25 protein-coding genes, 1 tRNA gene, 2 other RNA genes and 2 pseudogenes are annotated in these 24,441 nt (G+C 63.4%); 17 read left to right on the top strand and 13 right to left on the bottom strand.

Annotation, left to right across the window (positions count from 1 at the left end):
- Window positions 1–54: 54 nt before the first annotated feature.
- From ACZZ0O_RS02775 to ribA, 4 genes are all read right to left on the bottom strand, one after another.
- Window positions 55–1,563, bottom strand: a complete 1,509-nt coding sequence (locus tag ACZZ0O_RS02775; protein ID WP_463592158.1) for a PH domain-containing protein — start codon at window positions 1,561–1,563, stop codon at window positions 55–57.
- On the bottom strand, window positions 1,560–2,036 hold the full coding sequence (locus ACZZ0O_RS02770; RefSeq protein ID WP_055850214.1) for a PH domain-containing protein: 477 nt from the start codon (window positions 2,034–2,036) through the stop codon (window positions 1,560–1,562). The genes ACZZ0O_RS02775 and ACZZ0O_RS02770 overlap by 4 nt, the downstream gene beginning before the upstream one ends.
- A 225-nt stretch (window positions 2,037–2,261) precedes the next feature.
- A non-coding RNA gene (locus ACZZ0O_RS02765) (sX9 sRNA) lies at window positions 2,262–2,333 on the bottom strand.
- Window positions 2,334–2,603: 270 nt separating this feature from the next.
- Window positions 2,604–3,737 carry a GTP cyclohydrolase II RibA gene (gene ribA / locus ACZZ0O_RS02760; RefSeq protein ID WP_463592157.1) on the bottom strand — a complete coding sequence of 378 codons (1,134 nt, stop codon included), beginning with the start codon at window positions 3,735–3,737 and terminating at the stop codon, window positions 2,604–2,606.
- Between the two features lie 241 nt (window positions 3,738–3,978).
- On the opposite strand from ribA, the gene ACZZ0O_RS02755 reads away from it, so the two are divergent.
- Window positions 3,979–4,500, top strand: a complete 522-nt coding sequence (locus tag ACZZ0O_RS02755; RefSeq protein ID WP_055847672.1) for a GNAT family N-acetyltransferase — start codon at window positions 3,979–3,981, stop codon at window positions 4,498–4,500.
- 49 nt (window positions 4,501–4,549) lie between these two features.
- On the opposite strand, the gene ACZZ0O_RS02750 is transcribed toward ACZZ0O_RS02755, so the two are convergent.
- The gene (locus ACZZ0O_RS02750; protein WP_193552917.1) at window positions 4,550–5,566 is read right to left on the bottom strand and encodes a lauroyl acyltransferase; all 1,017 of its coding nucleotides are present in this window, start codon (window positions 5,564–5,566) and stop codon (window positions 4,550–4,552) included.
- Here ACZZ0O_RS02750 and dtd point away from each other — a divergent pair.
- From dtd to ACZZ0O_RS02725, 5 genes and pseudogenes are all read left to right on the top strand, one after another.
- The gene (gene dtd / locus ACZZ0O_RS02745) at window positions 5,565–6,005 is read left to right on the top strand and encodes a D-aminoacyl-tRNA deacylase (protein WP_463592538.1); all 441 of its coding nucleotides are present in this window, start codon (window positions 5,565–5,567) and stop codon (window positions 6,003–6,005) included. The genes ACZZ0O_RS02750 and dtd overlap by 2 nt on opposite strands.
- A gap of 108 nt (window positions 6,006–6,113) precedes the next feature.
- Window positions 6,114–7,991, top strand: a complete 1,878-nt coding sequence (rpoD, locus tag ACZZ0O_RS02740) for an RNA polymerase sigma factor RpoD (protein WP_055847682.1) — start codon at window positions 6,114–6,116, stop codon at window positions 7,989–7,991.
- A 241-nt stretch (window positions 7,992–8,232) separates the two neighbouring features.
- Window positions 8,233–8,481, top strand: a complete 249-nt coding sequence (locus ACZZ0O_RS02735) for a hypothetical protein (RefSeq protein WP_463592156.1) — start codon at window positions 8,233–8,235, stop codon at window positions 8,479–8,481.
- Window positions 8,482–8,699: 218 nt separating this feature from the next.
- Window positions 8,700–8,775: transfer RNA gene (locus tag ACZZ0O_RS02730), tRNA-Ile, on the top strand.
- A 76-nt stretch (window positions 8,776–8,851) separates the two neighbouring features.
- Window positions 8,852–10,035 (top strand): annotated as a pseudogene (locus tag ACZZ0O_RS02725) (IS3 family transposase).
- 216 nt (window positions 10,036–10,251) lie between these two features.
- Here ACZZ0O_RS02725 and ACZZ0O_RS02720 read toward each other — a convergent pair.
- The 4 genes and pseudogenes from ACZZ0O_RS02720 to ACZZ0O_RS02705 all read right to left on the bottom strand — a co-directional run bounded on the left by ACZZ0O_RS02720 (window position 10,252) and on the right by ACZZ0O_RS02705 (window position 12,698).
- A complete protein-coding gene (locus ACZZ0O_RS02720) occupies window positions 10,252–10,611 on the bottom strand; it encodes a hypothetical protein (RefSeq protein ID WP_115529033.1) in 360 nt (119 codons plus the stop codon).
- A gap of 181 nt (window positions 10,612–10,792) precedes the next feature.
- A pseudogene (locus ACZZ0O_RS02715) lies at window positions 10,793–10,894 on the bottom strand (IS5/IS1182 family transposase); the annotation flags it as partial.
- Between the two features lie 112 nt (window positions 10,895–11,006).
- Window positions 11,007–11,189, bottom strand: coding sequence for a hypothetical protein (locus ACZZ0O_RS02710; RefSeq protein WP_463592155.1), 183 nt, complete (start codon window positions 11,187–11,189; stop codon window positions 11,007–11,009).
- Window positions 11,190–11,843: 654 nt separating this feature from the next.
- Window positions 11,844–12,698 (bottom strand): NmrA family NAD(P)-binding protein, encoded by an 855-nt coding sequence (locus ACZZ0O_RS02705; protein ID WP_463592154.1) that lies wholly within the window; start codon window positions 12,696–12,698, stop codon window positions 11,844–11,846.
- A gap of 119 nt (window positions 12,699–12,817) precedes the next feature.
- Here ACZZ0O_RS02705 and ACZZ0O_RS02700 point away from each other — a divergent pair, with 119 nt between their 5' ends.
- The 7 genes from ACZZ0O_RS02700 (at window position 12,818) to ACZZ0O_RS02670 (ending at window position 17,255) form a co-directional block, all read left to right on the top strand.
- Window positions 12,818–13,810: a GlxA family transcriptional regulator gene (locus ACZZ0O_RS02700; protein WP_463592153.1), complete on the top strand. Its 993-nt coding sequence runs from the start codon at window positions 12,818–12,820 to the stop codon at window positions 13,808–13,810.
- A gap of 151 nt (window positions 13,811–13,961) precedes the next feature.
- The gene (locus ACZZ0O_RS02695) at window positions 13,962–14,507 is read left to right on the top strand and encodes a cysteine hydrolase family protein (RefSeq protein WP_463592152.1); all 546 of its coding nucleotides are present in this window, start codon (window positions 13,962–13,964) and stop codon (window positions 14,505–14,507) included.
- Window positions 14,508–14,716: 209 nt separating this feature from the next.
- Window positions 14,717–15,136: a DUF2946 family protein gene (locus ACZZ0O_RS02690; RefSeq protein ID WP_463592151.1), complete on the top strand. Its 420-nt coding sequence runs from the start codon at window positions 14,717–14,719 to the stop codon at window positions 15,134–15,136.
- A gap of 62 nt (window positions 15,137–15,198) precedes the next feature.
- On the top strand, window positions 15,199–15,414 hold the full coding sequence (locus tag ACZZ0O_RS02685; protein ID WP_463592150.1) for a hypothetical protein: 216 nt from the start codon (window positions 15,199–15,201) through the stop codon (window positions 15,412–15,414).
- 254 nt (window positions 15,415–15,668) lie between these two features.
- Window positions 15,669–16,130 (top strand): SCO family protein, encoded by a 462-nt coding sequence (locus tag ACZZ0O_RS02680; RefSeq protein ID WP_236699221.1) that lies wholly within the window; start codon window positions 15,669–15,671, stop codon window positions 16,128–16,130.
- 99 nt (window positions 16,131–16,229) lie between these two features.
- Entirely contained in the window at window positions 16,230–16,775 is a 546-nt protein-coding gene (locus tag ACZZ0O_RS02675; RefSeq protein WP_463592149.1) for a copper chaperone PCu(A)C, read from the top strand.
- 81 nt (window positions 16,776–16,856) lie between these two features.
- Window positions 16,857–17,255, top strand: coding sequence for a winged helix-turn-helix transcriptional regulator (locus ACZZ0O_RS02670; protein WP_115554717.1), 399 nt, complete (start codon window positions 16,857–16,859; stop codon window positions 17,253–17,255).
- A gap of 180 nt (window positions 17,256–17,435) precedes the next feature.
- Here the strand turns inward: ACZZ0O_RS02670 and ACZZ0O_RS02665 are convergent, their stop codons facing one another.
- Together ACZZ0O_RS02665 and ACZZ0O_RS02660 are read right to left on the bottom strand one after the other, a co-directional pair.
- Entirely contained in the window at window positions 17,436–19,577 is a 2,142-nt protein-coding gene (locus ACZZ0O_RS02665) for a TonB-dependent receptor (RefSeq protein WP_463592148.1), read from the bottom strand.
- A gap of 197 nt (window positions 19,578–19,774) precedes the next feature.
- Entirely contained in the window at window positions 19,775–20,188 is a 414-nt protein-coding gene (locus ACZZ0O_RS02660) for a DUF2946 family protein (protein WP_463592147.1), read from the bottom strand.
- A gap of 71 nt (window positions 20,189–20,259) precedes the next feature.
- On the opposite strand from ACZZ0O_RS02660, the gene ACZZ0O_RS02655 reads away from it, so the two are divergent.
- From ACZZ0O_RS02655 to map, 3 genes are all read left to right on the top strand, one after another.
- Window positions 20,260–20,433, top strand: a complete 174-nt coding sequence (locus ACZZ0O_RS02655; RefSeq protein ID WP_463592146.1) for a hypothetical protein — start codon at window positions 20,260–20,262, stop codon at window positions 20,431–20,433.
- Between the two features lie 194 nt (window positions 20,434–20,627).
- Window positions 20,628–20,855 (top strand): ParD-like family protein, encoded by a 228-nt coding sequence (locus tag ACZZ0O_RS02650; protein WP_463592145.1) that lies wholly within the window; start codon window positions 20,628–20,630, stop codon window positions 20,853–20,855.
- The gene (gene map, locus ACZZ0O_RS02645; protein WP_463592144.1) at window positions 20,852–21,628 is read left to right on the top strand and encodes a type I methionyl aminopeptidase; all 777 of its coding nucleotides are present in this window, start codon (window positions 20,852–20,854) and stop codon (window positions 21,626–21,628) included. Before ACZZ0O_RS02650 ends, map begins: the two co-directional genes overlap by 4 nt.
- A gap of 30 nt (window positions 21,629–21,658) precedes the next feature.
- On the opposite strand, the gene ACZZ0O_RS02640 is transcribed toward map, so the two are convergent.
- Window positions 21,659–22,207, bottom strand: a complete 549-nt coding sequence (locus tag ACZZ0O_RS02640) for a hypothetical protein (RefSeq protein ID WP_115514030.1) — start codon at window positions 22,205–22,207, stop codon at window positions 21,659–21,661.
- Between the two features lie 187 nt (window positions 22,208–22,394).
- A non-coding RNA gene (locus tag ACZZ0O_RS02635) (sX9 sRNA) lies at window positions 22,395–22,468 on the bottom strand.
- 120 nt (window positions 22,469–22,588) lie between these two features.
- Between ACZZ0O_RS02635 and ACZZ0O_RS02630 the strand changes: the two genes are divergently transcribed.
- A complete protein-coding gene (locus tag ACZZ0O_RS02630) occupies window positions 22,589–24,388 on the top strand; it encodes a chloride channel protein (protein ID WP_463592143.1) in 1,800 nt (599 codons plus the stop codon).
- The last annotated feature ends 53 nt before the right edge of the window (window positions 24,389–24,441 follow it).

The following is a 24,441-nucleotide window of genomic DNA, read 5'->3' as shown; positions in this document are numbered from 1 at the left end:
TCCAATCACCAATCACCAATCACCAATCACCAATCACCAATCACCAATCACCAATCACCAACGCAGCTTGCGCCGTGCCAGCGCGGCGCCAAGTTGCGTTTGCAGCGCCTGCGCCTGCGCCAAAGGCACAAAGCGCAAGCGCAAGGCCGGGCCGGTGGGACTGGCGCCGGCGGTGTCCAGCCACAGCGTGGCGGTGCCGGTCAGGCGATCCAGTGGCGAGCGTTGCAGCTGCAGCGCCTGCAGCTTGTCCAGTTCGGCCAGCCGCCACCAGCGCTTCCACCAGCCGCCGCGCACCGCCACATAGCGCGCGTCCACCGCATAGCCCATGCGGTGCACTTGGCGATGCGCCTTGAAGGCGCTCCACGGCAGCCACAGCAGCAGCCACGCAGCCTGACTGCCGAACTGCCACGCTAGCCCGGCCACCAGCGGCAGCAACATCAGCAGCGTCGGCAGGCTCAGCCGCCACCAGCAATGCGTGGCGATCGCCTGCCACTGCGCCGGCGGCCACGCAATACCCGGCAGCAGACGCTGCAACAAGGCATCGCACCGCTGCGGCTCGGCGATCGGTGCCAGCTCTTTCAGCGCGCTATCGTGGTTGTCGCCGGTGTTGGTCACGGCGGTATCCACGCGCAACTGGCGGCGGCCAAACAGGCGATGCAGCCGGCTTTCGTACACCGTCCAAGACTGGATCCGTCGCAGTGCCACGCTGCTGCGGATACGTGTCAGCAGGCCGCGCTCCACGGTGAGGCGCCGCTCCGATTCGCTGAGATGAAAGCCGTGGTATTGCGCCACGGCCAGGGCCACCGAGAGCGCGCGCATGGCCAGCAGCACCGCCACGGCGGCGATCGCCACCAGGATCGTGGTCACCGCCGCGCCCGGATGGATCTGGCTGACGTAGCGGTATGCGATCTCGCCATTGGTCTCGATAAAGCTGGACGCCACCCGGCGCGGAATCATCTGATAGATCACGCCGAAACTGGCGGCGACCACCACCATGCCGCGGTTGGAAATCAGGCCCAGCCGAATCACTTCGCCCATCGGCAGGCGCAACAAGGTGGTGCGGTCGTCGGTCTGCACGGCAGCTGCAGCTGCATCGGCGTGGTGGGCGCGGCGCCGTATCAGATCTTCCAGCGCCAGCGCCTGGTCCAGTCGCAGCACGCGCATTTCCGCTTCGGGTTTGTGCCCGCCGGCCGATTCCAGCCGCACTTCCGCCACGCCGGCCAACCGGTGTAGCAGCGATTGATGCACCACCACGTTGTGGATGCGGGCGAATGGAATGTCGCGCCGGCTGCGCTCCAGCAGGCCGCTGCGGATCGCCACGCTGTCTTGCCCGATGCGATAGCGATAGGTGAAGTAACGCAGCACCGAAATCGCCACCAGCACGGCGATCACCACGGCGGTGGCGATGTGGTCGGCAAAATCGCGGCTGCCGTCGCGGCTGCCGAACACGACCAAGGCGACCAACGGAATCAGGAACTGGCGAATCTGCTGCAGCAGCACGAACACCCACGACAGTGGATGCAGGCGCTGCTCGTCGTGGCCGGGGTGCTCGATGGCATTCACAGCGCGTCGTCGTGGTGATCGAGCTGGCGGGCGAGGCGGTCGCGCAGATGTTCGGCATCGGCCTGATCCAGGCCGGACAGCGCCACCGCATTGAGCCGGCTGCCGGCGGTGTGTACCACCAGCGTGGTCAGGCGCGTGGCGCGTTCGATCGGGCCGCGGCGCAGATCCACGTGCTGCACGCGCGAGATCGGTACGCGCGTGTCGCTCTGCCACAGATGCCCGCGTTGCAGCGCCAGGCCATGCTGGTCGAGTTTCCACAGCGTGAGTCGGTGCCGTTTGACCGCCAGCCATGCGCACAGCATCGCCAGCACCAGCGTCACGCCCAGCACCGCCGGCCAGTAGTGCCAGGCGTGCAGCGCAGTGACGATGACACCGGCCGCGATCAGGCCGGCACAGCCACCGCCAAGTGCGCCATTGACCGCGGCCACGTAGGCGCCACGGCGTGGCAACTGCTGCCAGTGCGCGTGGTCCACCGGCGGTGTGTCGGCAGGCGCGGCGCTGACCAGGATGTCGGGGTGCGGCGGTGGAGCGTCGTGCACGAGGCGTGCCTGCAGAAGCGGTGCGCAAGCATAGCCGGGTGCCCGGTCAGGGCGCATCCGCTCTGGCCTTGGGTTGCGGGGAACTGGGTTGGACGGCTGACAGAGGACGTCGTGGTGCAGCGGGCAAACACGTTCGGGAGTCGAGATTGCCCTTTGACCGGCTAACGAAACGTAGCGAGCAGTCGTCAGGTGGGTGTGGACGGCACGCTCAGAACCGGAGTGTGTGTACATGCAGCACCGATCACCGGCCGCGCCCGCCTGGTGGGTGCGCAGTCGTTTCGTTAGGCGATCCTCATCAGTGCGCGCGTTTGCGCTACACGGCGGGTCTCCCAGACCGACACCCACGCCGATGGCACGCAGCGATGGCGATCGAAACAAGGAACTTCGTCAAGCAGACATCAAAAGTAGGCACGCATCAGGCGCCGATGGCCGGATGCATCGGCCCCGGCACGCACCGCCTGCGTGCCAGCGGCACCTAGCCAGGCAGCCTGCTGCCCGCGCTTACTGCGCAGCCAGAATCAGCGCATCCACATCCAGCGCATGGCCGGCGCGCGTGGCCTTGGTGCGCAGATACTGCTCGTTTTCAGGGGTGATATCGCCGGTGATCGGGATGCGATCTTCGACAGCGATCCCCGCGGCGCGCAGCCGCTCGGCCTTGGCCGGGTTATTGGTCAGCAGGCGGATGCGGCCGATGCCCAGGCCGCGCAACATCGCCACCGCGCTGCCGTAGCGGCGCTCGTCCGGGCCGAAGCCCAGCTGCGCATCGGCATCGATGGTGTCCAGGCCGGCATGCTGGTAGCCGTAGGCGCGCATCTTGGCGGCGATGCCGGTGCCGCGGCCTTCCTGATCCAGATACAGCAGCACACCGCCGCCGAGATCCTTCAACTTGGCCAGGCCGTGTCGCAGCTGGTCGCCGCAGTCGCACTTGAGCGAGCCGAACAGGTCGCCGGTAAGGCACGACGAGTGCACGCGCACCGGTACCGCGCCCGACAGGTCGGGCTGGCCCACCACGATCGCCACCTGGTCACGCTGCGCGACGCCGCCGCGGAACACCACGAATTCGCTCATGCCCAGGCCGCGCAACGGCACCGGCGTGCGGGTGACGAGCTCAAAGCCGGCCGCTGCCGATTTGGTGCAGCCACTGCTCAGGTCGTCCAGGCTCAGCGACTGGCATCCGGCAAAGGCGGCGTGGGCGTGCACGTCGCGCAGCTCCACGGCCAGCAGGGCAGGCAGCAGCAATCCCAGCCGGGCGATCTCCACCCCACCGGCATCCAGCGCATCGCCGGCCGCCCACTGCGCCGGCACCGGGGTGTCGCGCAGATAGGCCAATGCGGCGAGTTGGTCGTAGCTGTAGTCGGCCAGGGCCACGCGCGCGCCCTGCGGCGCGGTCAGCCCCAGCACCTGGGCGCGGGTCGGCGTGACGAACAGATAGTGACGGCCCTGTGCGGCACGTGCGAACGCGGCATACGACTGCGCCGTGCTGCTGTCCAACGCCAATACCGCACGCGCCTGCCCATCGGCGGCGGTCAACAGCACCGGCCGGCCGGCGCGCAACTCGGATGCGGCGCGCTCGCAGCGGATGGCTGCCGGGTCGCCGAAGGCCTGTGCACTGGGGGAGGGGACGGGGCTGCTCATGCACGACTCCAGATGGGGATTGCCACGGCCGCTTCAAGGCGGACGCCGCCGCGCCAGTGCCGGCCGCATGCCGCCATTGTCGCGTGGTTCGCAACTGGCGGTTGCCACCATCGGGTGGAACGCTGCATCCAGTGGCTGCGATTGAGTGACAGCACAGGCGCCGATTGGTTGTGCGCCGCGCGCGTTGTTCAGCGCCCGGCAATGCTTTCTAATTCGATCACCTCTCAGCTCAGCGGATCCCATGCGTCTTATCGACTGCAGCGAAGCGCGTCACGCCAGCGCGATCCTGGACATCTTCAACGAGGCCATCGCCAACTCGACCGCGTTGTACGACTACCGGCCGCGTCTGCCGGAGAGCATGGTCGGCTGGTTCGCCACCAAGCGTGCGGGCGGCTTTCCGGTGATCGGTGTCGAAGATGCCGATGGCACGCTGATGGGCTTTGCCAGCTACGGCACCTTTCGCGCCTGGCCGGCGTTCAAGTACAGCGTCGAACATTCGATCTATGTGCACCAGGACCATCGCGGCAAAGGCCTGGGGCGCACGTTGTTGCAAGCGCTGATCGCCGCGGCCGAGCAGCGTGGCGTGCATGTGCTGGTCGGTGGCATCGACGCCAGCAACCAGGCCAGCGTCGCGCTGCACGAACAGTTCGGCTTCACCCATGCCGGCACCGTGCGCGAGGCCGGGTTCAAGTTCGGGCGCTGGCTGGATCTGGCGTTCTATCAACGCATTCTGGCCACGCCTGCAGACCCGCACGACGACTGACGCGCCCGGCCCGGTTGCTGCGCTCGATCAGGCGGGCGCGGCGCGGCGATCAATGCGGATGCCGCTCGGTCGCGTAGGGGTTGGCCTCGCCGCTGCCGGGTGGGCGCAGCGTGTAGCGCTTGTAGGTCCACTGATACTGCGCCGGGTCGCGCCGGGCGATCTGTTCGATGCCGGCATTGAGTGCGCTGGCGGCACGCACCGGGTCGGGGTCGGCCACTGCCGGGTCGGCCGGTTGCACGTGCAGGGCAAACTGCAGGTCCCCGCCAGCGCGTTCGCACCAGCCGTACAGCACGGTGGCGCCGGTGCGCTCGGCCAGTCGGTTGACCAGGGTCATGGTCAAGGCCGGGATACCGAAGAACGGCGCAAACACGCCATCGCCCATCTTCGGCTGCTGGTCGGGCAGGATGCCGACCGCGCCGCCGTCCTTGAGTACCTTGAACAACTGCCGCACCGCCGGGCCTTCCGCACGTACCTGGCGCACGTTGTCGCCGCCGCGCGCCAGCTGCAGAAATCCGTCGACCGCCTCCGACTCGGGCGGCCGGTACACGATGGCGATCGGCCCGCGCTCGGACAGCCACTGGTTGAGCAGCTCCCAGTTGCCGAAGTGCGGCGCCGCCACGATCACGCCACGTCCGGACGCCAGCGCCGCGTCGTAGAGCTCCTGCCCGTTGCGCTGCAGGCGTGCCAGGTTGTCGGCCGGCGGGCGGGTCCAGGTGCGCAGCACTTCCAGGGTCTGGCGCGCGGTCGATTGCAGGATTTGCGCGTGCAGCTGCGCGCGCTGCGCGGCGGGTAATTCCGGGTAGGCCAGTTCCAGGTTGCGGCGGGCCACGCGGGCTTCGCGCGCGTTGAGCTTGCGCCAGCTCCAGGCCAGCGCATCGGCCACGCGTTTGAGCAGCGGCCACGGCAGGCGGCCCACGGTGGCGGCGGTGGCATAGAGCAGTCGGGCGCGGACATCAGGTTTCATCCGCGCAATTCTAAACAGCGCAGCCGGCGAAGGCCCGCGCGTGACAGTGCGGACAGCGCTGGGCATGCTGCGCGGCACAGTTTGCTGGGCGAGAAAGCCGATGCTTGCATTGATTCAACGCGTTACCCGGGCCTCGGTCAGTGTCGAGGGCCAGGTCGTCGGGCAAATCGGCCCCGGGTTGCTGGCGCTGGTCGGCGTGGAGCCCGGCGACAGCGACGCGCAGATCCGGCGCCTTGCCGAGCGCCTGCTGAGCTACCGGGTGTTTGGCGACGATGACGGCAAGATGAATCGCTCGCTCACCGACACTGCCGGCGGTCTGTTGCTGGTCAGCCAGTTCACCCTGGCCGCCGACACCAGTTCCGGTAACCGGCCAGGCTTCAGCACTGCGGCGCCGCCGTTGGAGGCTGAACGGGCGTTCAATCAATTGGTGGCGATCTGCCGCGAAAACCACCACGGCGGGGTGGAAACCGGGCGCTTCGGTGCCCATATGGTTGTCGACCTGGTCAATGACGGCCCGGTGACCTTCCTTCTCAGACCCTAGCCAGCGCAGTTCTACCAGCGGTCCCGTCTTGATTCCGGCAGACCGGGCTTCACGCTGGTATAATGCTAGGTTCTCTTTCCAATCTCAAAGCCGGTGGCGCGAGCACTCATGGCCAACGAACGTCCTGCCCAGCAATCCGACATCAAGCTACTGATCAGCAAGGGCCTGGAACAGGGCTATCTGACCTACGCCGAAGTCAATGACCATCTGCCCGACGACCTCGTCGACCCGGAGCAGATCGAAGACATCATCAGCATGATCAACGGCATGGGCATTGATGTCCATGAAGTTGCCCCCGATGCCGAAACCCTGCTGCTCAACGATGGCAACACCGGCAACCGCGAGGTTGACGACACTGCCGCCGAAGAAGCCGCCGCAGCGCTGACCGCGCTCGATACCGAAGGTGGCCGTACCACCGACCCGGTGCGCATGTACATGCGCGAAATGGGCACGGTCGAGCTGCTGACCCGCGAAGGCGAAATCGCCATCGCCAAGCGCATCGAAGAAGGCCTGAGCCAGGTCCAGGCAGCACTGGGCGTGTTCCCGCTGTCGACCGAAATGCTGCTCGCCGATTACGAAGCGCACAAGGAAGGCAAGAAGCGTCTGGCCGAGATCGTGGTCGGCTTCAACGACCTGATCGAAGAAGCCGATGCCGCCGCTGCCGCGTTGGCCGCCGCCGGCCCGGTTGCCGTCTCCGAAGACGATGCTGCCGACGACGACGACGCCGAAGATGGCGACGACGACGCTGCCGAAGAAGAGGCCGGCCCGACCGGTCCGGACCCGGTCGAAGTCGCTACGCGCATGGAGAATCTGGCCAACGAATACGCCAAGTTCAAGAAGATCTATGCCAAGAACGGCGCCGAGCACAAGCTGGTGGTCAAGGCGCGCGAAGACATGGCCGCCATCTTCACCACGCTCAAGCTGCCGCTGCCGCTGACCGACGCGCTGGTCACCCAGCTGCGTGGCGTGGTCAACGGCATCAAGGACCACGAGCGCAAGGTGCTGCACCTGGCGACCACCGTGGCACGCATGCCGCGCAAGGACTTCATCCGCTCTTGGGAAGGCAACCAGACCAACCTGGAATGGGTGGAAGACGCACTTAAGCGCAAGCAGAAGTGGTCGTCCGCGCTGCGCGACGTCAAGGACCAGATCGTGTCCGAGCAGCAGGGCTCGATCGAGATGGAAAAGGCCAACTACCTGACCCTGGGCGAGATCAAGGAGATCAGCCGTGCGATGGCCTATGGCGAAGCCAAGGCGCGCAAGGCCAAGAAGGAAATGGTCGAGGCCAACCTGCGTCTGGTCATCTCCATCGCCAAGAAGTACACCAACCGCGGCCTGCAGTTCCTGGACCTGATCCAGGAAGGCAACATCGGTCTGATGAAGGCCGTGGACAAGTTCGAATACCGTCGCGGTTACAAGTTCTCCACGTATGCGACGTGGTGGATCCGTCAGGCCATCACCCGTTCGATCGCCGATCAGGCGCGCACCATCCGTATTCCGGTGCACATGATCGAAACGATCAACAAGTTGAACCGCATTTCCCGTCAGATGCTCCAGCAGTTTGGCCGCGAGGCCACGCCGGAGGAACTGGCCAAGGAAATGGACATGCCGGAAGACAAGATCCGCAAGGTGATGAAAATCGCCAAGGAGCCGATCTCGATGGAAACCCCGATCGGCGACGACGAGGATTCGCATCTGGGCGACTTCATCGAGGACACCAATGTGGAGTCCCCGATCGACAACACCACCAACATCAATCTCTCCGAGACGGTGCGGGACGTGTTGGCCGGCTTGACCCCGCGCGAGGCCAAGGTGCTGCGGATGCGCTTCGGTATCGACATGAACACCGATCACACGCTGGAAGAAGTCGGCAAGCAGTTCGACGTCACCCGCGAGCGGATCCGGCAGATAGAAGCCAAGGCGTTGCGCAAGCTGCGTCATCCCAGCCGCTCGGAACAGTTGCGCTCGTTCCTGGACATCGACTGACCCTAGTCGTTGCTGGATAGTGGTCGCACAACAGCCCCGCACATGCGGGGCTGTTGCGTTTCAGGCACCTGCCCGGCGATGCTAGCCGGGCAGCAGCGGCGCAGATTCGGACGGCGTGGCTTCACGCCTTTGCGACGAAGCCGCACCGCAACGCACTATTAAGTGGATGTTTCCTGCAATCTCACGCGAGATTGCAACCGGCGCCTTACCTTCGAGCGCGACAGGAACCTGAGACCGTCCGATGAGCAGACAAAGCCGCTTCGAAACCACCACGTATTGCGAGCATGAAATCCGTGTACGCGTCGAACAGGCTTCGCCCACAGCCAAGTGGACACTGTGGGTCGATGTTTACGCTGACGGCGGCGGCACGCGTCTGCCACGCATCAACGACCGGACCCAGACCTGGGACACCTACCAGGACGCCATCGCGCAGGGGTTTCGTGCAGGTCGCCAGTTGATCGATAAGCAGCGTGAGACAGCGGATGCTTGATGGTGTGGGTGTGTGGGCGCGTTTGTGGTGTGCAGGCATCCATCTACCAAGCGTCCAGCAGACACCAGGCGCCTGCAGAATCGCAGCAAGCTGGCGCAGATACGAACCCGCAGAGAAGACGGCGCCGCAGCAGACAAGCTCGCTGACAGACAGGTAAACTTGCTCGACTCCTGAGGGCCCGACGCATGGCATGCGGCATCAGCGAGCGCTGTGCAGCAGGGCCTATAGCTCAACGGTTAGAGCAGAGGACTCATAATCCTTTGGTTCCAGGTTCGAATCCTGGTGGGCCCACCAAAAAGCAGTCCATGAATCGCCCCGGCCTTCCTACGATACCTTGCAGCCGTAACTCACGGTAGCAATAGGGGTGTCTATGAGCAGCAAGCGATACATCGAAGCGTTCAAGGTCGAGGCGGTCAAGCAGGTCACCGACCGTGGCCACTCAGTGGCCGATGTGGCCAGCCGGCTCGGCATCTCAATCCACAGCCTATATGGTTGGCGGAAGCACTAGGCCTACCCATCGTCCACGCATTCGGCGGCAATCGAACAGACCTCGGAGTTGCGGCGGGTCACCGACGAGCGAGACACACTAAAAAAGGCCGCAGCGCACTTTGCCAAGCTGGCCGTAATAAATATGCGTTTATGCTCGATCATGAGCGGGACTTTCGCCTTCGGAATATGTGCAGGGCGTTCTGCCTACACCCCGGCGGATACGACGCATGGCGGAGCGCGCCGATGTCGCAACGTGACAAGAATGACGCGCGCGTTCTCGGTCTGATCAAGCCGTCCTTGCTGGAAAGCGGCTGTGTGTATGGTGACCGCAAGATCAACTGTGACCTTCGCGATATAGCTGAGTCGTGCGGCAAGCATCGGACAGCGCGACTGATGCGACATGAAGGCTTGCGTACCCAGGTCGACTATGGCCGCCGGCCCGGTGTTCGTGGCGAGAAACTGGCCGCCGTGACCAGCAATCAACTGGCGCGTCAGTTCGATCCTGGCGTGGCTAATCAAGCATGGGTCACCGGCATCACCTACATTCGAACGCACGGGGGTGTACCTGGCCGTGGTGTTGGATCTTTCCTCAAGGACGATCGTGGGCTGGGCGATGCAATCGACCATGCATACCGACCTGGTGCTACACGCATTGATAATGGCCGTATGGCGACGTCAGCCGCCTGCAGGACTGCTGGTCCACTCCGACCAAGGCACACAGTTCACCGGGAACGACTGGCAGGACTTTTTGAAGGCACACGGCTTGGTCAGCAGCATGATCCGTCGCGGCAATGGCCACGACAACGCAGTTGCTGAAAGCTTCTTCCAGCTCCTGAAACGTGAGCGCACCAAGCGACGGGTCTATGTGATACGCGAGGAAGCCAAGTGCGATGTCTTCAGCTACATCTAGATGTTTTACAACACGCGGCGACAGCACGGTCATAACGACGGGCTGTCGCCGGTAGAGTTTGGAAAGCAGCAATCATCATGAGGCTGCGGGGTGTCTACAGAAGTCGGGACGATTCATTGCGCTGCTGGCACTTGAGCGCAACAAACCGAATTTGAAGCGCTTACGGGGTCCGTTCTGCGATGGCGGCTATGTCGGTGATCGCTTTGCAATGAGTGCGCGAGATATTGGGGGGAGAAGTGCAGATCGCAAAGCAAAGCGAACTGCACACCTTCCGACCATTCGAATGCGATGACGCTCAATTTCTCATCCGCAGAGTGCCATCTCTTTTCGTATCAGCGGGTCCCCGCTTTACACGCCTTGACGAGCGTCCTTTATGGTTTGCTGTCGTAATTGTTGTCTTCGTAAATGGAGAAGCCGCCCCTGATTTCCTTTGCCTTCAATGGCGTACTCGAGAGCATCAAATCGAGCGCTTTGCGGGGAGTCAGCTTACCTTTCACGATGAAAGTCGGAAGTTCTTTCACATCCGTGTTTGCGACTTCGTCAGCATCGATCGATACCGGGCAACGTGTCAGTTCTGTGAACCGAGCAACTGCCTTGCCTAGGGGCATAGATGGGATGTTCACTCGGATCGCTTTATTTTGACAATTGTAAAAGCTTGGTTCCTGCGCAAGCACGGTCTGGGAACTTATCGCCGATGCTAGTAGCGCAACTATCAGGTAGATTTTCTTCAATTTATTATCCAAGCGTTATCATGGGATTTATCATTTAACTACAAATCCGGGCTGACAGCCGCGATACGCAAGTCAGATTCAGCCTATGGACAGGGGGGTGGGGAAATATATTATAATTAGGTATTATCTATTTATAATATAAGTCGGCCCCTGGCAGCCTGTGCAACCTATCAAAGCCCGTTCAAATTCTTCCGAGCAGCAAAGCCAAGTGGATCATCTGCAAGCTGGCATTGAGCTTGCGCTCGCAGTTTTTCCATAGCCCTGGGTTCTTCTCCAACCATGCAAGTGGGTCGGCAGTGATTCGGTCAAGCCAGTCAATTGATTTCGTAAAATGTTACGTACCTCGTAATTACGTAATGCCGGCCGTCGCAGGAGGAGCCAGTGAGAGGCGGTTCTCATGCGTGATAATTCTGGATGATTCCGTTGACAGTCAGGGCCACAGCTGCACTCTGTTGTCGCATCCCGCGCCGCGCCGCGATGTTGGCATGGGCGAACCAATTGCCGCCGGTCGTCAAGACTGAACCCGTTGGGAGATCGGTGGCGCGTGAGGTGACAAACGCCTTGGGTTGGATTGGCATTGATTAGTCCTTTGGCGGTACTTAAGCAGTACAGAGCTGATTTTTGTACGCCTTCGCCAAGCTGCGTGAAATTGCTGGCGCAGCTTACTTTTTTCTATTAATTACGTTTCCTTACGCTTGATTTTCTTGGGCATGGCGCGTCGACTAAAAACTCATAATCCTTGGGTTTCAGGTTCAAATCCTGGTAGGCCACCAGACGATGCAAGCGGTTTCGTCGGGTGTAGTGCCGATAAGCATCACGCCGGACAGGATCCAAGCTGCCTTCAAGTTTAACGGCATGAATGTGACGACGATTTCGAGAGATTGGCACAGTGGATTCATGACGAATAAGGCTCGGAAACCTTCTAGGGAACCTGCACTGCGGTTGAGCCAGACCGCAACCGCTTCTGAGGTGTGGCCCGGACTTTAGGGTTGCACGAAGCACACGCTGCTGTGTGCAGCTACGAGGCAGGCGCGGCAATGCGGCGGTACCGCAGGTATGAACGTCCCCGCCCGTGCCGCGGCTCGGCCGCAATGCTTAAGAATGCGCAGCCTTCTATCGGCAGCCAGTGATTCGCGCTCACGATCACGCAGTTGCCGGCGCAGTACAGGCTTAAGCGATGCCTGTGCCGCGCCGCCGACTCAGCCGGGTAGTCACTGCACTAGCTGTCATCGTTAGCCGAGCAGATCTTTCAACCACTGTTCGACGCTGCGCGGCGTGCTGCCGAGCAATTGCTGGGCGCTGGTGGCGGGGTTGATGGTGTTGGCAGGGGTTTGCCAAAGGGCCTGGTAGAACCCGGCGACGGCCATGGCAGCGGGGCCGAGCAGGGGCTGCAATTGCTCGCCGAATGCTTCGGGTTGCACGGGTTGAAAGTGCACACCGCGCTTGAAGTGCTTGGCCATTGCTGCAGCAAGGTCTGCGCCCAGCAGGCCTGGTAGTTGGCCGACGCCGACCACACCGGTGATGGCAGGCTGATCGAACAGCAGGGCAGCAACGTCGGCGATGTCCAGGTGCGAGCTCCAGGACACCGGGAAATCTTCCCGGATCGGATAACCGAGGACGCCGTTGGCGTGCACGCCGCCGATGACCATGGGCAGCAGCAGGTTTTCCAGATACAGGCGTGGGGCGATGACGGCGCTGGAGACACCGCTGCGCTGCACGCCATCGATCAGGAGGGCGATGGCCGAGTTGGGGGCTGCCTGCAATGCGTTGTCCGGTTCATCGACGATGCTGCCGCTGGTGGAAATCAGCACGCGCGCGGGCTTTGCGGCGTCGATGGCCTGGACGATATTGGTGGCATAGGCCACGCGCACGTCCTCGGGCGCCTGAGGCAGGTGTATGAAGACGCCCTGCGCGCCGCGATAGGCATCGGTCAATGATTGGACGGAGCCATTATCGATCTGCACCGAGGGGCCGGTGACCGCGTCGGCGTTGCGCACTGCGGCCACGGCCTGCTTGCCGGCGTGCAACAGCACATTGAGCAGCGGGGCGCCTTGTGCGCCGGTGGCACCATGGATGATGTAAGTCATTGGCATACTCCTGTGGACGTGAGAGGGAAGCTGTGGCGCAGGAGCATGGACGGCGTACTTCGGTTACTTCAACTGCACTAATGGCGCGCTGCTGAATGCAAGTCGGCGTGGAGAACGAGATGACATCCAGGCAAAGGGTCGAGGTTGGTGTGGTGCTGTATGCCAATGCGCAGCAGGCGGCCGTGCTTGGCCTTACCGATTTGTTTGCGGTGGCTAACCGGCTTGCAAGCGCGAGCGGTGCAGCCGAGGGCGCATTGATCCAGGTCACGCATTGGCAGCAGGCAACGCCCAGCGCTGCGCCGTCGCGTGTAGTTGAGAGCGATACACACGTTGGTGCGCGCCTGTGTGCGTTGATCCTGCCGCCAAGTCTGGGCGATGCGCCGGATGAGGAGCGCAATGGCAGCCTGATTGACTGGCTGCGTGCGCAACATGCCCAAGGTGTCATGCTGTGCTCGGTGTGTGCGGGTGCGTTCTTGCTGGCCGGCACCGGCGTGATGGACGGACGTCGCATGACCACGCACTGGCTGCATGCAGACGCACTGCAGCAGCGCTTTCCGGCGGTCCGGGTCGATTCGGACGAGATGCTCATCGACGAGGGCGATGTCATGTCCGCCGGTGGCGTGATGTCGTGGACAGATCTGGGTCTGCGGCTGGTGGATCGCCTGCTGGGGGCGGCAGTCATGCTGGAAACCGCACGCGTGCTGCTGGTCGACCCGCCGGGCCGGCAGCAGCGCTATTACAGTGTATTTTCGCCACGTTTGACGCATGGCGACGCGGCCATCCTGCGGGTGCAGCACTGGCTGCAGGAGACCGGTGCGCAGGATGTGGCGCTGACCCGTCTGGTAGCACACGCGGGGCTGGAGGCACGCACGTTCTTGCGCCGGTTCCAGAAGGCGACCGGTATGACCAGCACGGAGTATTGCCAGCGGCTGCGGATCGGCCGGGCGCGCGCCTTGCTGGAAGCAAATGCCATGACTATCGATGCGATTGCGTGGGACGTCGGTTACCAGGATGCGGCGGCGTTTCGCAAGGTATTCAAACGCATTCTTGGACTGTCGCCCAGCGACTATCGGCAGCGGTTTGCGGGTGCAAGCAGTGCCAGGGCGACCTGAGCTTACCGGCCATCAGCTTTTTCGACGCGCGTCTCCGGCACGTCGAGCGGCGGTGGGATGTCGCTAACGGCCCGGTGATGTCGGCGGTGCCACTCGTCGTGATCACCGGGCAGGCGCATGCTGATGCATGGCATTCAACGCGAGAAACACCATGACCAAGGCCGTCATCGTCATCGATCTGCAGAACGATTATTTCCCAGGTGGGAAGCTGCCACTGACCGGCATCGAACCGGCTGCAGCAAATGCGTTGTCGGTGATCGTCAATGCGCGCGACACGGGCGTTCCGGTGTTGCATGTGCGTCATGAGGCGGCTGCGGGTGCCCCGTTCCTCGTGGCCGGTTCGCAGGGCGCGCAGACCCATGACACAGTTGCGCCACAGGATGGCGAAGTGGTCATCGTCAAGCAGCACGTCAACACCTTTCGCGAGACGCCGCTTGCGCAGCAGCTGCAGCAACACGGTGTGACGGACGTGGTGATTGTTGGCGCGATGAGCCACATGTGCGTGGATGCCTGCGTACGCGCCGCCGCCGACATGGGCTATACGGTGACAGTGCTGCACGATGCCTGCGCCACGATGGACCTGGACTTCGATGGCACCAAGGTGCCTGCGGCCCACGTGCACGCGACAATGATGGCGGCGTTTCAGTTTGGCTATGCGGCAGTGCGATCCACGCAAGAGTATCTGCAGGGTCAGTGAGGCAACGGCGCGCGCGTGGCGCCCGGTGCTGATGGTGCAGACCGATCGCCGCGCGGGATGCGCCTGGCCCGGATGCGGTGCGCAGTGCATGCAGTGCGTAGCACCGAGCGAACCCAGGTGTCCGGCTGCGACGAAGGGTCGCAGGTGGCGTGCGGTTTTTTCATTACACTTTGCGGGTGCGCCTCCGTCCCTCGCCCTTGTTCAGCATGATGCAGCGCCTGGCTTGCCTGGCGCTGCTATTGCTGTTGGTCGCGCCCTTGGTCAGCCGCACGCTCGAGAACGCCTCCGGCGTTCTGGACGGGCCGCTTTGCCACAGTCAGCCCTGGCCAGCTGGCGAGACGGCCGATGCCTTCGGTGTACATACCGCGCAGTTGGCAGCAGACGCCCAGGCCGGGACAGCCAAGCGGTGGCCGAGCGCCGAACACGATCGGCACCACACCGATGGCGGCCATGCGTTTGCCTGCGATTACTGCCTGCTCGCCGCGCGGCTGCTGCCCTGGCTGCTGCTGGCGTGGGTGCTGTTTGCGCTCCGTCGGGGTCGGCGTGCAGTTGAGCGTCTTGCCGCTGAGGCTCCATCAGCCGCACGCTGGTTGGCACATGCGCCACGCGGTCCACCGCTGTTTGCCTGAAACATCGGATGGAGAGCCGCACCCGTCAGCGGGTGTGATGTTGGATGTTCTGGAGCGTGTAGATGACCTACTTTGCTTTGCCGCCCCGTGCGGCGGCGACGCCTTGCCTTGCCCTTTTGACGCTGGTGCCGACACTGGCGTTGATTACCCCTGCCCAGTTGCGCCGGCTGACTGCAGGCGAACCGCAACAGCCGAGTCGGATTGCTTCGAGCGATGGCATTCCGAACGCGGAGCACTGCGACCAGGCAGTTGGCGTACAACCGCAGGAGCGCCGGTGAATGACACGGCGGACCAATGTGTGCAGCAAGGGCTGCGATTGCTGCCGATTCGCAATCAATGGCGCGCGATAGAACGGCATGCGCAAGGCCGCTCTTAATGGATGGGAATCAGGATGCAAGCAATGCGATCTGTGTGGAAGCGACGACTGTCGCACGTAATGCTGGGGTGTCTGGTCTGCGTATTGGCCGGATGTGGGCAATGGGGCGGTGGGTCCGCTCCCAATGGCGCAGACCTCAGCGCGATGGCGCGCGGAATGGATTTTTACCTTTACGACACCGAAGGCACGCCACGGCCATTGCGCAGTTTTCGTGGCAAGGCGTTGGTGTTGTTCTTCGGCTTCACCCATTGCCCGGATGTGTGCCCGACGACGCTGGCGCGTGCGGCGCAGGTCAAGCGCAAGCTGGGTGCGGATGCGGCGAAGGTGCAGTTCGCGTTCGCCACGCTGGACCCGCAACGCGATAAGCCAAACGTACTCAGGACCTACGTGAAGGCATTCGATCCGGACTTTATTGGTTTGACCGGCAGCGAGGGCGACATCCGGGTGGCGGCAGGCAATCTGAAAGTGAGTTATGCAAAAGTGCCGATGGGGCCGACGTACACCATCGATCACTCCACCCGCAGTTTTCTTTTCGATCGCGATGGACAGCTGCGCGTGGGCCTGGCCCACGAGCAGACAGTGGACTCGGTTGTGCACGATATCCGGCAAGTGCTCTAACTGTCGTAAAAGCGACCTGCCGGCTTCCCGAATTTCAACGTCGATGACCGCGATGCAAAGCGCTGTGGCGTACGCACGGCTCGACCCAAGGAGAGCGAAATGAAGTTACATCTGCTGATGGTGAGTGCATTGTCTGCTTTGTCGATGGTGGCCTGCGAGCGCGCACCTGCGCCCGAGGCCAGCCCGGCGCCCGCTGTTGTGGCACCTGTCTCGACCGCAGCGCCGGCTGCAGCGCCTGTGGTGGTGGCGAGCGGCGCGTGGTCGCGCGCAACGCCGCCGGGCGCGCCGGTAGCGGGCGGCTACCTCACCTTGCGGAATCAGTCGGCAACACCGGATCGCCTGGTGGCGGTGGAATCGCCGGCCAGTGCACAGGTGGAAATCCATGAGATGACGATGGATGCGGGTGTGATGAAGATGCGCCATCTGGAACAGGGGCTGGTCTTGCCGCCAGGCAAAGACGTGGTGCTGGGTAGCGGCGGCACGCATCTGATGTTCATTGCACCGCACGCGCCATTCGAACAGGGCAAGCCGGTGGTGGCTACGCTGGTGTTCGAGCATGCGCCACGCGTCGAGGTGCACTTCGACGTTCGTCCCATCGGCGCATCGGCGCCCGATGCCGAATCGCATGACCAGCATATGCACTAGGCAGCGTCGTTGGGAATCGATGTGCCAGCACGGCGGCGTGCTGGCAGCCATGGGTCGTTCACTGCCAGGATCAGCCAGCCGATGGAAAGGTCAACAACTCCGTGTTGTGGTGTCGCGCGTTTTTTCCGGTTGCTGGAGGGGCCATGGGCGTCGTTGATCGTGCGCGAGCTGCTTGCGGGGCCGCGCCGGTTCACCGAACTCAGGCAGCTATTGCAGGGCATCAGCGCACATACATTGACCAGTCACCTGCGGCGCTTTGAGGCCTCCGGTCTGGTGGCGCGCACCGCGTATGCGCAGACGCCGCCGCGCGTGGTGTACGAACTCACGCCATTGGGTGAAGGGCTGCATGGCGTCTTCGATGCACTGCGAAAATGGGGCGAATCGCTGCCAGCAGACACTGTTGCGGTGACGCAACCGGAGGATGGCGTGGCAATGAGCATGCGGGAGATTGCAGCGGTCTGCCCGCTTGCCAGACCTTGAGCAAGCGTTTGGCACAAGCGCCACGGCATGGTCTGCAGATGCGGGCCGTGTCGTCGTGCGATTCCAACGGTTGATGCGTGGGCAGCTGCAAACCCAAAGCAGCGAGCAACGTGGTACATCGATCGAAACCCGCAAACAGCGTGTGGCTGGACTACAGCCACACGCTGCGCGACAGGTTGCCTAGAAGCGATGGTTCACGGTGAATTCCACGCGTCGATCCGGGCCGTACAGCCACTGCGTTTCGGTGTAGTACGCGGTGGTGAAGTACGCCTTGTCGAACAGGTTATAGATGCGTGCCGTCAGTGCCGTGTCCTGACGCACCTGCCAGCGTAGCGATACATCGGTGGTGGTGTAGCCGGGCAGTGCCAGCGCGTTGGCGGTATCGGCATAGCGCGTGCCCACATAACGCAGGCCCGCGGCGGCTGTCCAATCGGGCTGAAAGTTCCAGCTGAGCCATGCATTGGCGAGCCGTGCGGCGACATTGGGCGGGACGTTGCCTGCCCGCGAGATGGCAACTGCAGGGGCACCGGTGGCCTCGGTGAAGTCGTCGTAGCGGGCGCGTAATGCGGTTGCGTTGAGATCCAGTTGCCAGCCGTTGCGCGTGGCGAGCGAGAGCGATGCTTCGATGCCGCGCGTGCTTTGCGCACCGACCTGCACGCGCAGATCGGGGTCGACGGGGTCGCGGGTGAGTAAGTCGGATTTGCGGATGTGATACGCGGCCAGCGTCCATTCGCCGCGTCCTTGCGCAAATGCCTGTTTCAGCCCCACCTCGGTTTGCCGGCCTTGCGACATCGCAAAGCGGCTGTTGGCCGGGCTGAGCATGAGCAAGCCGCCAACCGGGTCTGCGGCGCGCGCGTACTGCGCGTAGAGCGCCAAGCCGGGCTGCAGATCGTAGACCGTGCCGACACGCCAGCCAACGTTGGAAAACGTGGTACTGAAGGCCTGCGTACCGGCGACAAGGTTCTGCCGATCGAGCGTGGCGTGGTCATAGCGCATCCCGCCCAGCACCGACCAGGCCGTGCTCAGTGCGAGCCGGTTTTCCAGGAATACCGCGTACTGCCGGGCACTGTTGCGATACCGCGGAATGGTGGGAATGTCGCTGCTGAAACGCCCGGGCACCGGTGCGTACGGGTCCACCGGACCGGCGCTGCCGACATAGGTGTTGTTGGTGTGCTGAAAGCGGCTGTCATTGGCATCGACACCGAACGAAAACGTGTTGTCGAACCCTCCCACGCGTCCTCGCACGACACTATTGGCGGTAAGCCCGGTCTGTTGTTGGTCGTGACCGATGGCCGTGTTGTCGGAGCGGTCGATCAACCGCGTGGCGGTGTCGTAAAGATAGGCTTCGGCGTTGCGCCAATCGCGCTGGCTGTCGATGTGGTACAGGCGCATGCTGAGCGTGAGTGCGGAGGTGGGCGTCCATACTGTGTCCAGCTGGGTCCACTGGTCGCGGAAGCGGATGACGCCATCGCCGATGTTGTAATTCTTGTGGCGCAGCGTGGGTAGCTGGCGTCCATCCACCAGTGGCGTGCCGAAGTAGCGCATCGGGGTCTGATAGCCGTAGGCGTAACGCAGGGTGGTGTGCAAGGTGGGGGCGATCTGCCAGCGCAGTGCGCCGGAAAAAGTGGCATCTGCGGCGCGGCCACGGTCTACCCAACCGCCGGTGGCATTGCCGCTGACATCCATGCGGTAGGACAGTGCATCGGTCAGGCCGCCGCCGCTGCCGAAGGCCAGGCGTGCGGTGTCCTGGGTCCCGAGAGTGGCCTGGATATCGTTTTGAATGGCACCGGCGCTCGGCATTTTCGGGATGATGTTGACGACGCCGCCAATGGCGCCATCGCCATAGATCACCGAGGCCGGCCCACGCAGGACTTCGATGCGTTCGATGGACCAGGTGTCGAATGGAAAGGTGACGCCCATGCCGCCGTACTGGCGCAGGCCGTCATACAGGCGCATGACCGATGCGCTGTCGGTAAAGCCGCGGGTGGAGAGCGCGCTCAGCCCGTTGCCTGGATGCGCCATGGCACTGATGGCACCGGCGCGGCTAATGGCGTCGGTGACGTTACTGTCGCCGCGTGCATCGAGTTGATCGCGGGTGATGACATCCAGGCTGGCCGGTGTCTGGAACGGGCTCAGCCCCAGCGACGTGCCGGTCGATGCAGGTGTGTCGCGTACGGCTTGGTCCTGGCTGACGAAGATGGTGGACAGCGTGTTGGGCGTGTCCTGTGCGATTGCAGAGAACGCAGTGCAGAGCAGTGGCGCGGCCATGGCGCTGCGCAGCGCCATGGAAAGGCGGTGCGGGTGGGGCAAGTCGGTGTGCATGGACAGATCCAGGCAAGCGGCTCCCGTGACGGGTGCCGGTATCGAATAAGAGACAGGTACGCGAGTGCTGCCGCCTGCGCTGGAGCCCGTGTGCAACACAAGGCAGCCAGGCATCGCGGTGGTGTGGTCGGACGCGCGGGGCAGCGACACGTGGACGGCGACGAGTGCCGCCGATGCCATCCCTGTCGGTTGGACGTTTAAGCGCTGGCCGGCGGCCCGCGTGGAGCGTGCGCGTAGCGGAATCGCCCGTTATCGATCGGCAGCGTATCGGGCGAGGCGAACACCGGCGGAGCGGGCGCAGCAAGCGGCAACCATGCGGCAAGCAGCACCGGCAGCATGCGCGCCGCAAATGCGCAGTAATCGCATGCATCGTGTTGCTGGGTGTGGTCGGTGCCGAGTGGCGCGCCGCCCCATGCGTGTGCAGTGGACGTGGCCGCTTCGGTAATCGCCGCAACTGCTGTATCGCCGTGGTGGCAAAGCTCGCTGACGATGGGAGGTGCGACGGCAGCCGCCTGCGCCAAGCGTGAGACAACCGGTGCCACGGCCATCAGCATGGCAGCCATGATGGCCAACCAGGCAAATATGCGTAGAGGTGTCCGCCGCTGTCTCATACTGCGGATTCTATGTCAGCTGCGCGCGCGCGATGCGGCAAGGCGATGCGTCGGCGGCAGTTGGCGTGTTGATGACGATCCTGCTTTGCGCCGTGGTCGCCCGTGCTTACCGCGCCGAGTATCTGTTCGGTTTTGTGCTGGGCATGACCTTCGTGTTCGGCGCGGTGTTGCCATGCATCGTGTTCGTGGTGATTGCAACACTCTCAGCCGTTGCGCATTTCATGCTGTGGCCGGCGCTGCGGTAGGGCGTCGGCAAAGTGCGCGTGCGCCAGCCCCAGGTCTGATCCTGCGTCGGCATGCAGGGCCCTACGGGTGAGCGCCCTCAGGCCACCGCCGATGCGTACCGAACCCTGCTGCACGGGTTGCTCATCCCATCGCGCGGCTTGTCGTCTAATATACGGTTCGTATACGATGCGTATATTCCAAGCCGGGAGCCACCATGGGCATCGTCAATATCGATGACGACCTGCACGATCAACTGCGGCGCGCCTGTACCGTCACCAGCCGGTCGATCAATGCGCAAGCCACTTTCTGGATCAAGGTCGGCATATTGTGCGAGATGCATCCGGAATCCTCGTTCCAGGACATCGTGGCGCAAGAGCTGCGCGCGGCGGGAGTGCGGCCGCAAGCCTTGAAGCCGCATCCGGCAAAACCAGGGCGTGCATGATCAAGTCGCCGGATGAGATCGCACTGATGGCGATCTCCGGGCAGCTGCTTGCCCAGGTGTTTTATGCGCTGGATCGGCTGCCGCTGGAAGCGCGCAGCACGTTGGAGCTCAATGCCTTTGTCGAGCGCATGATTGTGGATATGCTCGACGCACGGCCTGCAAGCAAGGGGCAGTACGGGTTCGAATTTGTGCTCAACGCGTCGATCGACGATGTGGTTTGCCACGGTGTGCCGTCGGCCGACGATGTGCTGCGCAGCGGGCAGATCGTCAATCTGGATATCACGCTGGAAAAGAACGGTTTTATTGCGGATTCCAGCACGACGTATCTGGTGGGCGAGGTTGCCTATCCGGCGCGGCGGCTGGTGCAGACTGCCTATCAGGCGATGTGGAAAGGCATCGCTGTGGTACGGCCCGGTGCGCGCCTGGGCGATATCGGGCAGGCCATTGCGCGGCATGCGCGCGACCACGGCTATAGCGTGGTCAAGGAGTATTGCGGGCATGGCATCGGGCGCGAGATGCACGAAGACCCGCAGATCCTGCATCACGGCCACGCAGGCACCGGTTTGACGCTGCAGGAAGGCATGGTGTTCACCATCGAGCCGATGATCAATCAGGGCCGCGCAGCGATCCGTTCGCAGCCTGACCAGTGGCCGGTGTACACCCGCGATGGCAAGTTGTCGGCGCAGTTCGAGCACACGGTGGCGGTGACGCGCACCGGCGTGCGTGTGCTCACGCTGCGGCCCGACGAAAAGCCGCTGTGCCCGGTGGAGTGATGCACGGCAACGCGCGGCGCGCGGCGGCTGTCATTCTGGCGATGCGCGCCTGGACCCGTCGGGGAGGCGTGGGATGAGCGGAGTGGTGTTGGTCTGCAGCAGCGTCTGTACGGTTGTTTCGACACCGATAAACCGTCTGCGTTGCAGCAGATAGACCACCATGAGCAGCGCCAAGAACATCAGCGTTACGCCTGGCTTGATGATGATTGCGGGGACCAGGATCCCAGCCACAATATACGCCATGGTCCAGTTGCAGTAGCCGGTGATAGTGATCTCGCGGTGCCTGCGGTCGACCGCGATGTGCCCGCGCATGATCGGTGGGTACATCGGGCCGATGATCACCAGAAACGTCTCGCGAAACGCGTAGACATGTTCGGACAACGGATGGAATCTCAGTTCCGGCCAGCGTGACTGATCGAGCGCATGTTCCACCTGCGCCAATGAAAAACAGTCCAGTGCCTGACGGCTTGCCGGAATCCGGCGCCGGAACACCGGCAAACCCCATCCGAAGTACATGCGGTTCCAACTGATCGACAGAACGCCTTCGATCGCGATCACTACCAGCAGCAGGTTGAACATCGAGGCTCCTTATCGTGTATCGGCTACTGCTGCGGGGTATGGCGAGGGACTGCAGTCACTCGGTGCCACCGTCGACTGTAGCAACCCCGCATGTGGCACAGGCCATCGCGCATCCAGCGCGCAGCATTCAGGGGCGCTGCGGCTGCCAGATTGCGTCAGGTCAGCGAAGCTGATGCACACTAAGGGCGGCAAAAAGGTAGCGAGTCGTCGTCAGCTGGGTGTGGACGGCGCACGCAGAACCGCAGTGTACGAGTGGTACATGCCGATTCCGAGCAACCACCACACACGCTCGGCGGCTACGCAGTCGTTTTGTTAACCACTCTAATTTTCACGGTTGAGGTCGCTACTCGCGACGTGCCGATCCAGCGAACCCCTGGTGCCATGCAGCCACAGTCTCACAATGTCCTTCCTGCGCAGTCGTCCACTGCCGCGCAGCTGCGCCGACCCGTCGAGTGGTTGCGCCGGCAGTTGCGTGCCAACGACCTGTGGTTTATCGGGCTGGCTGCGCTGGTGGGATTGGTCGCTGCCGCATTGATGGTGCTGCAGGCCGGGATCGCGCACGCGTTGCAGGCCTGGTTGTACGGGTTGGGGCCGGATGCGCGGCTCAGCACGGCAACCTCGATCACGCCCACGCAATTGCTGGTGCTTCCGCTGGGCGGGCTGCTGGTGGGCTTGGTGGCGTTGATGGCGCGACGGCGCAAGCGGCCGCTGGTGGATGCGGTGGAAGCCAATGCGCTGCACGGCGGGCGCATGTCGATGCGCGATAACCTGATCGTTGCGGTGCAGACCTTGTTGTCCAACGGCTTCGGCGCATCGGTCGGGTTGGAGGCGACGTATACGCAAATGGGGTCCGGCGCCGGCTCGCAGCTCGGTCGCATCCTGCGGGTGCGCCGCGCGGACATGCGCACCCTGGTCGGTGCCGGTGCGGCGGGTGCCATCGCCGGCGCCTTCGGTGCGCCGCTGGCGGGTGCGTTCTACGCGTTTGAGATCGTGATCGGCGCCTACACGCCATCGGCGTTGGCACCGGTGGCGGCTGCGGCATTGGCCGGCGCGTTCATGGCCAGCGCGCTGGGCGCAGCGCCGTACTCGTTACCGGCGGCGGTGGCGTACCAGTTGCAGCCACGCGACTACGCGATCTACGTTGCGCTGGGGTTGGTGTGCGCGTTGATCGGCATCGCCGTCATGCGCCTGGTGGCCGGCATCGAACGCAGTGTGGGGCGCATCAATCTGCCGCTGTGGGGCCGCCCGGTCATCGGCGGGTTGCTGTTGATTCCATTGGCGATGTACTCGCCACAGGTGCTGTCCTCCGGCCACGGCGCGTTGCACCTGGATATGACCAGCAGCACCACCTTGCAGGTACTGGCTACGCTGTTGGTGCTCAAGTGCATTGCCTCCGGCATTTCGTTGGGCTTCGGCTTCCGTGGTGGCTTGTTCTTTGCGTCCCTGTTCATGGGCTCGTTGGTCGGCAGCCTGTTCGCAGTGGCCGTAAACCTGTTGGTGGGCGCGGCAGTGGTGGACGCGACCAGCGCCGCGTTGGTTGGTATGGCCGCACTGGCGGCGGCGATCGTGGGTGCACCGATGACCATGGCGATGCTGATCCTGGAGGGCACGCACGACTTTGTGCTGGCCAGCGCGGTGATGGTGGCAGTGCTGGTGGCCAATACGGTGGTGCGTCAGGTGTTTGGTTATTCGTTTTCGACCTGGCGGCTGCATCTGCGTGGCGAAAATATCCGCAGCGCACGCGACGTGGGCTGGGTCCGCAATCTGTCAGCCGGCAAGATGATGCGCAAGGATGCCAACCACACCGCGCACGACATCAGCGTGGGCGAATTCCGGCGGCGCTTCCCATTGGGCTCGACCCAGCGCGTGGTGCTGGAAGATGCGGCCGGGCACTATGCCGGCGTGGTGCCGCTGGCGGTGTTGTATGCCGACAACGTGCAACCGGATGCGCCGGTCAGCGACTACGCCAGACATCGCGATGCGGCGTTGCTGGCAGACACCGACATCGTGGCGATCATGAAGGTCTTCGATGCAACGCAGGCCGACGAGCTGGCGGTGATCGATACCGACCGCCGGGTGCTGGGCGTGTTGTCCGAAGGCTTCGTGCGCAAGCGCTACGCCGAAGAGCTGGAAAAGCGCGAGCGCGAATTGATGGGCGAACGGGCCAGCGGCGACGACTGACGCCGTGGGCCGAACCCGGTGCGCTCGCGTGAGTGCTGGATTACGCCGACCAG

The sequence above is a fragment of the Xanthomonas sp. AC360 genome, assembly GCF_979258225.1.
Note: the sequence above shows the minus strand (reverse complement) of the source record. Positions and strands in the feature narration are given on the sequence as shown.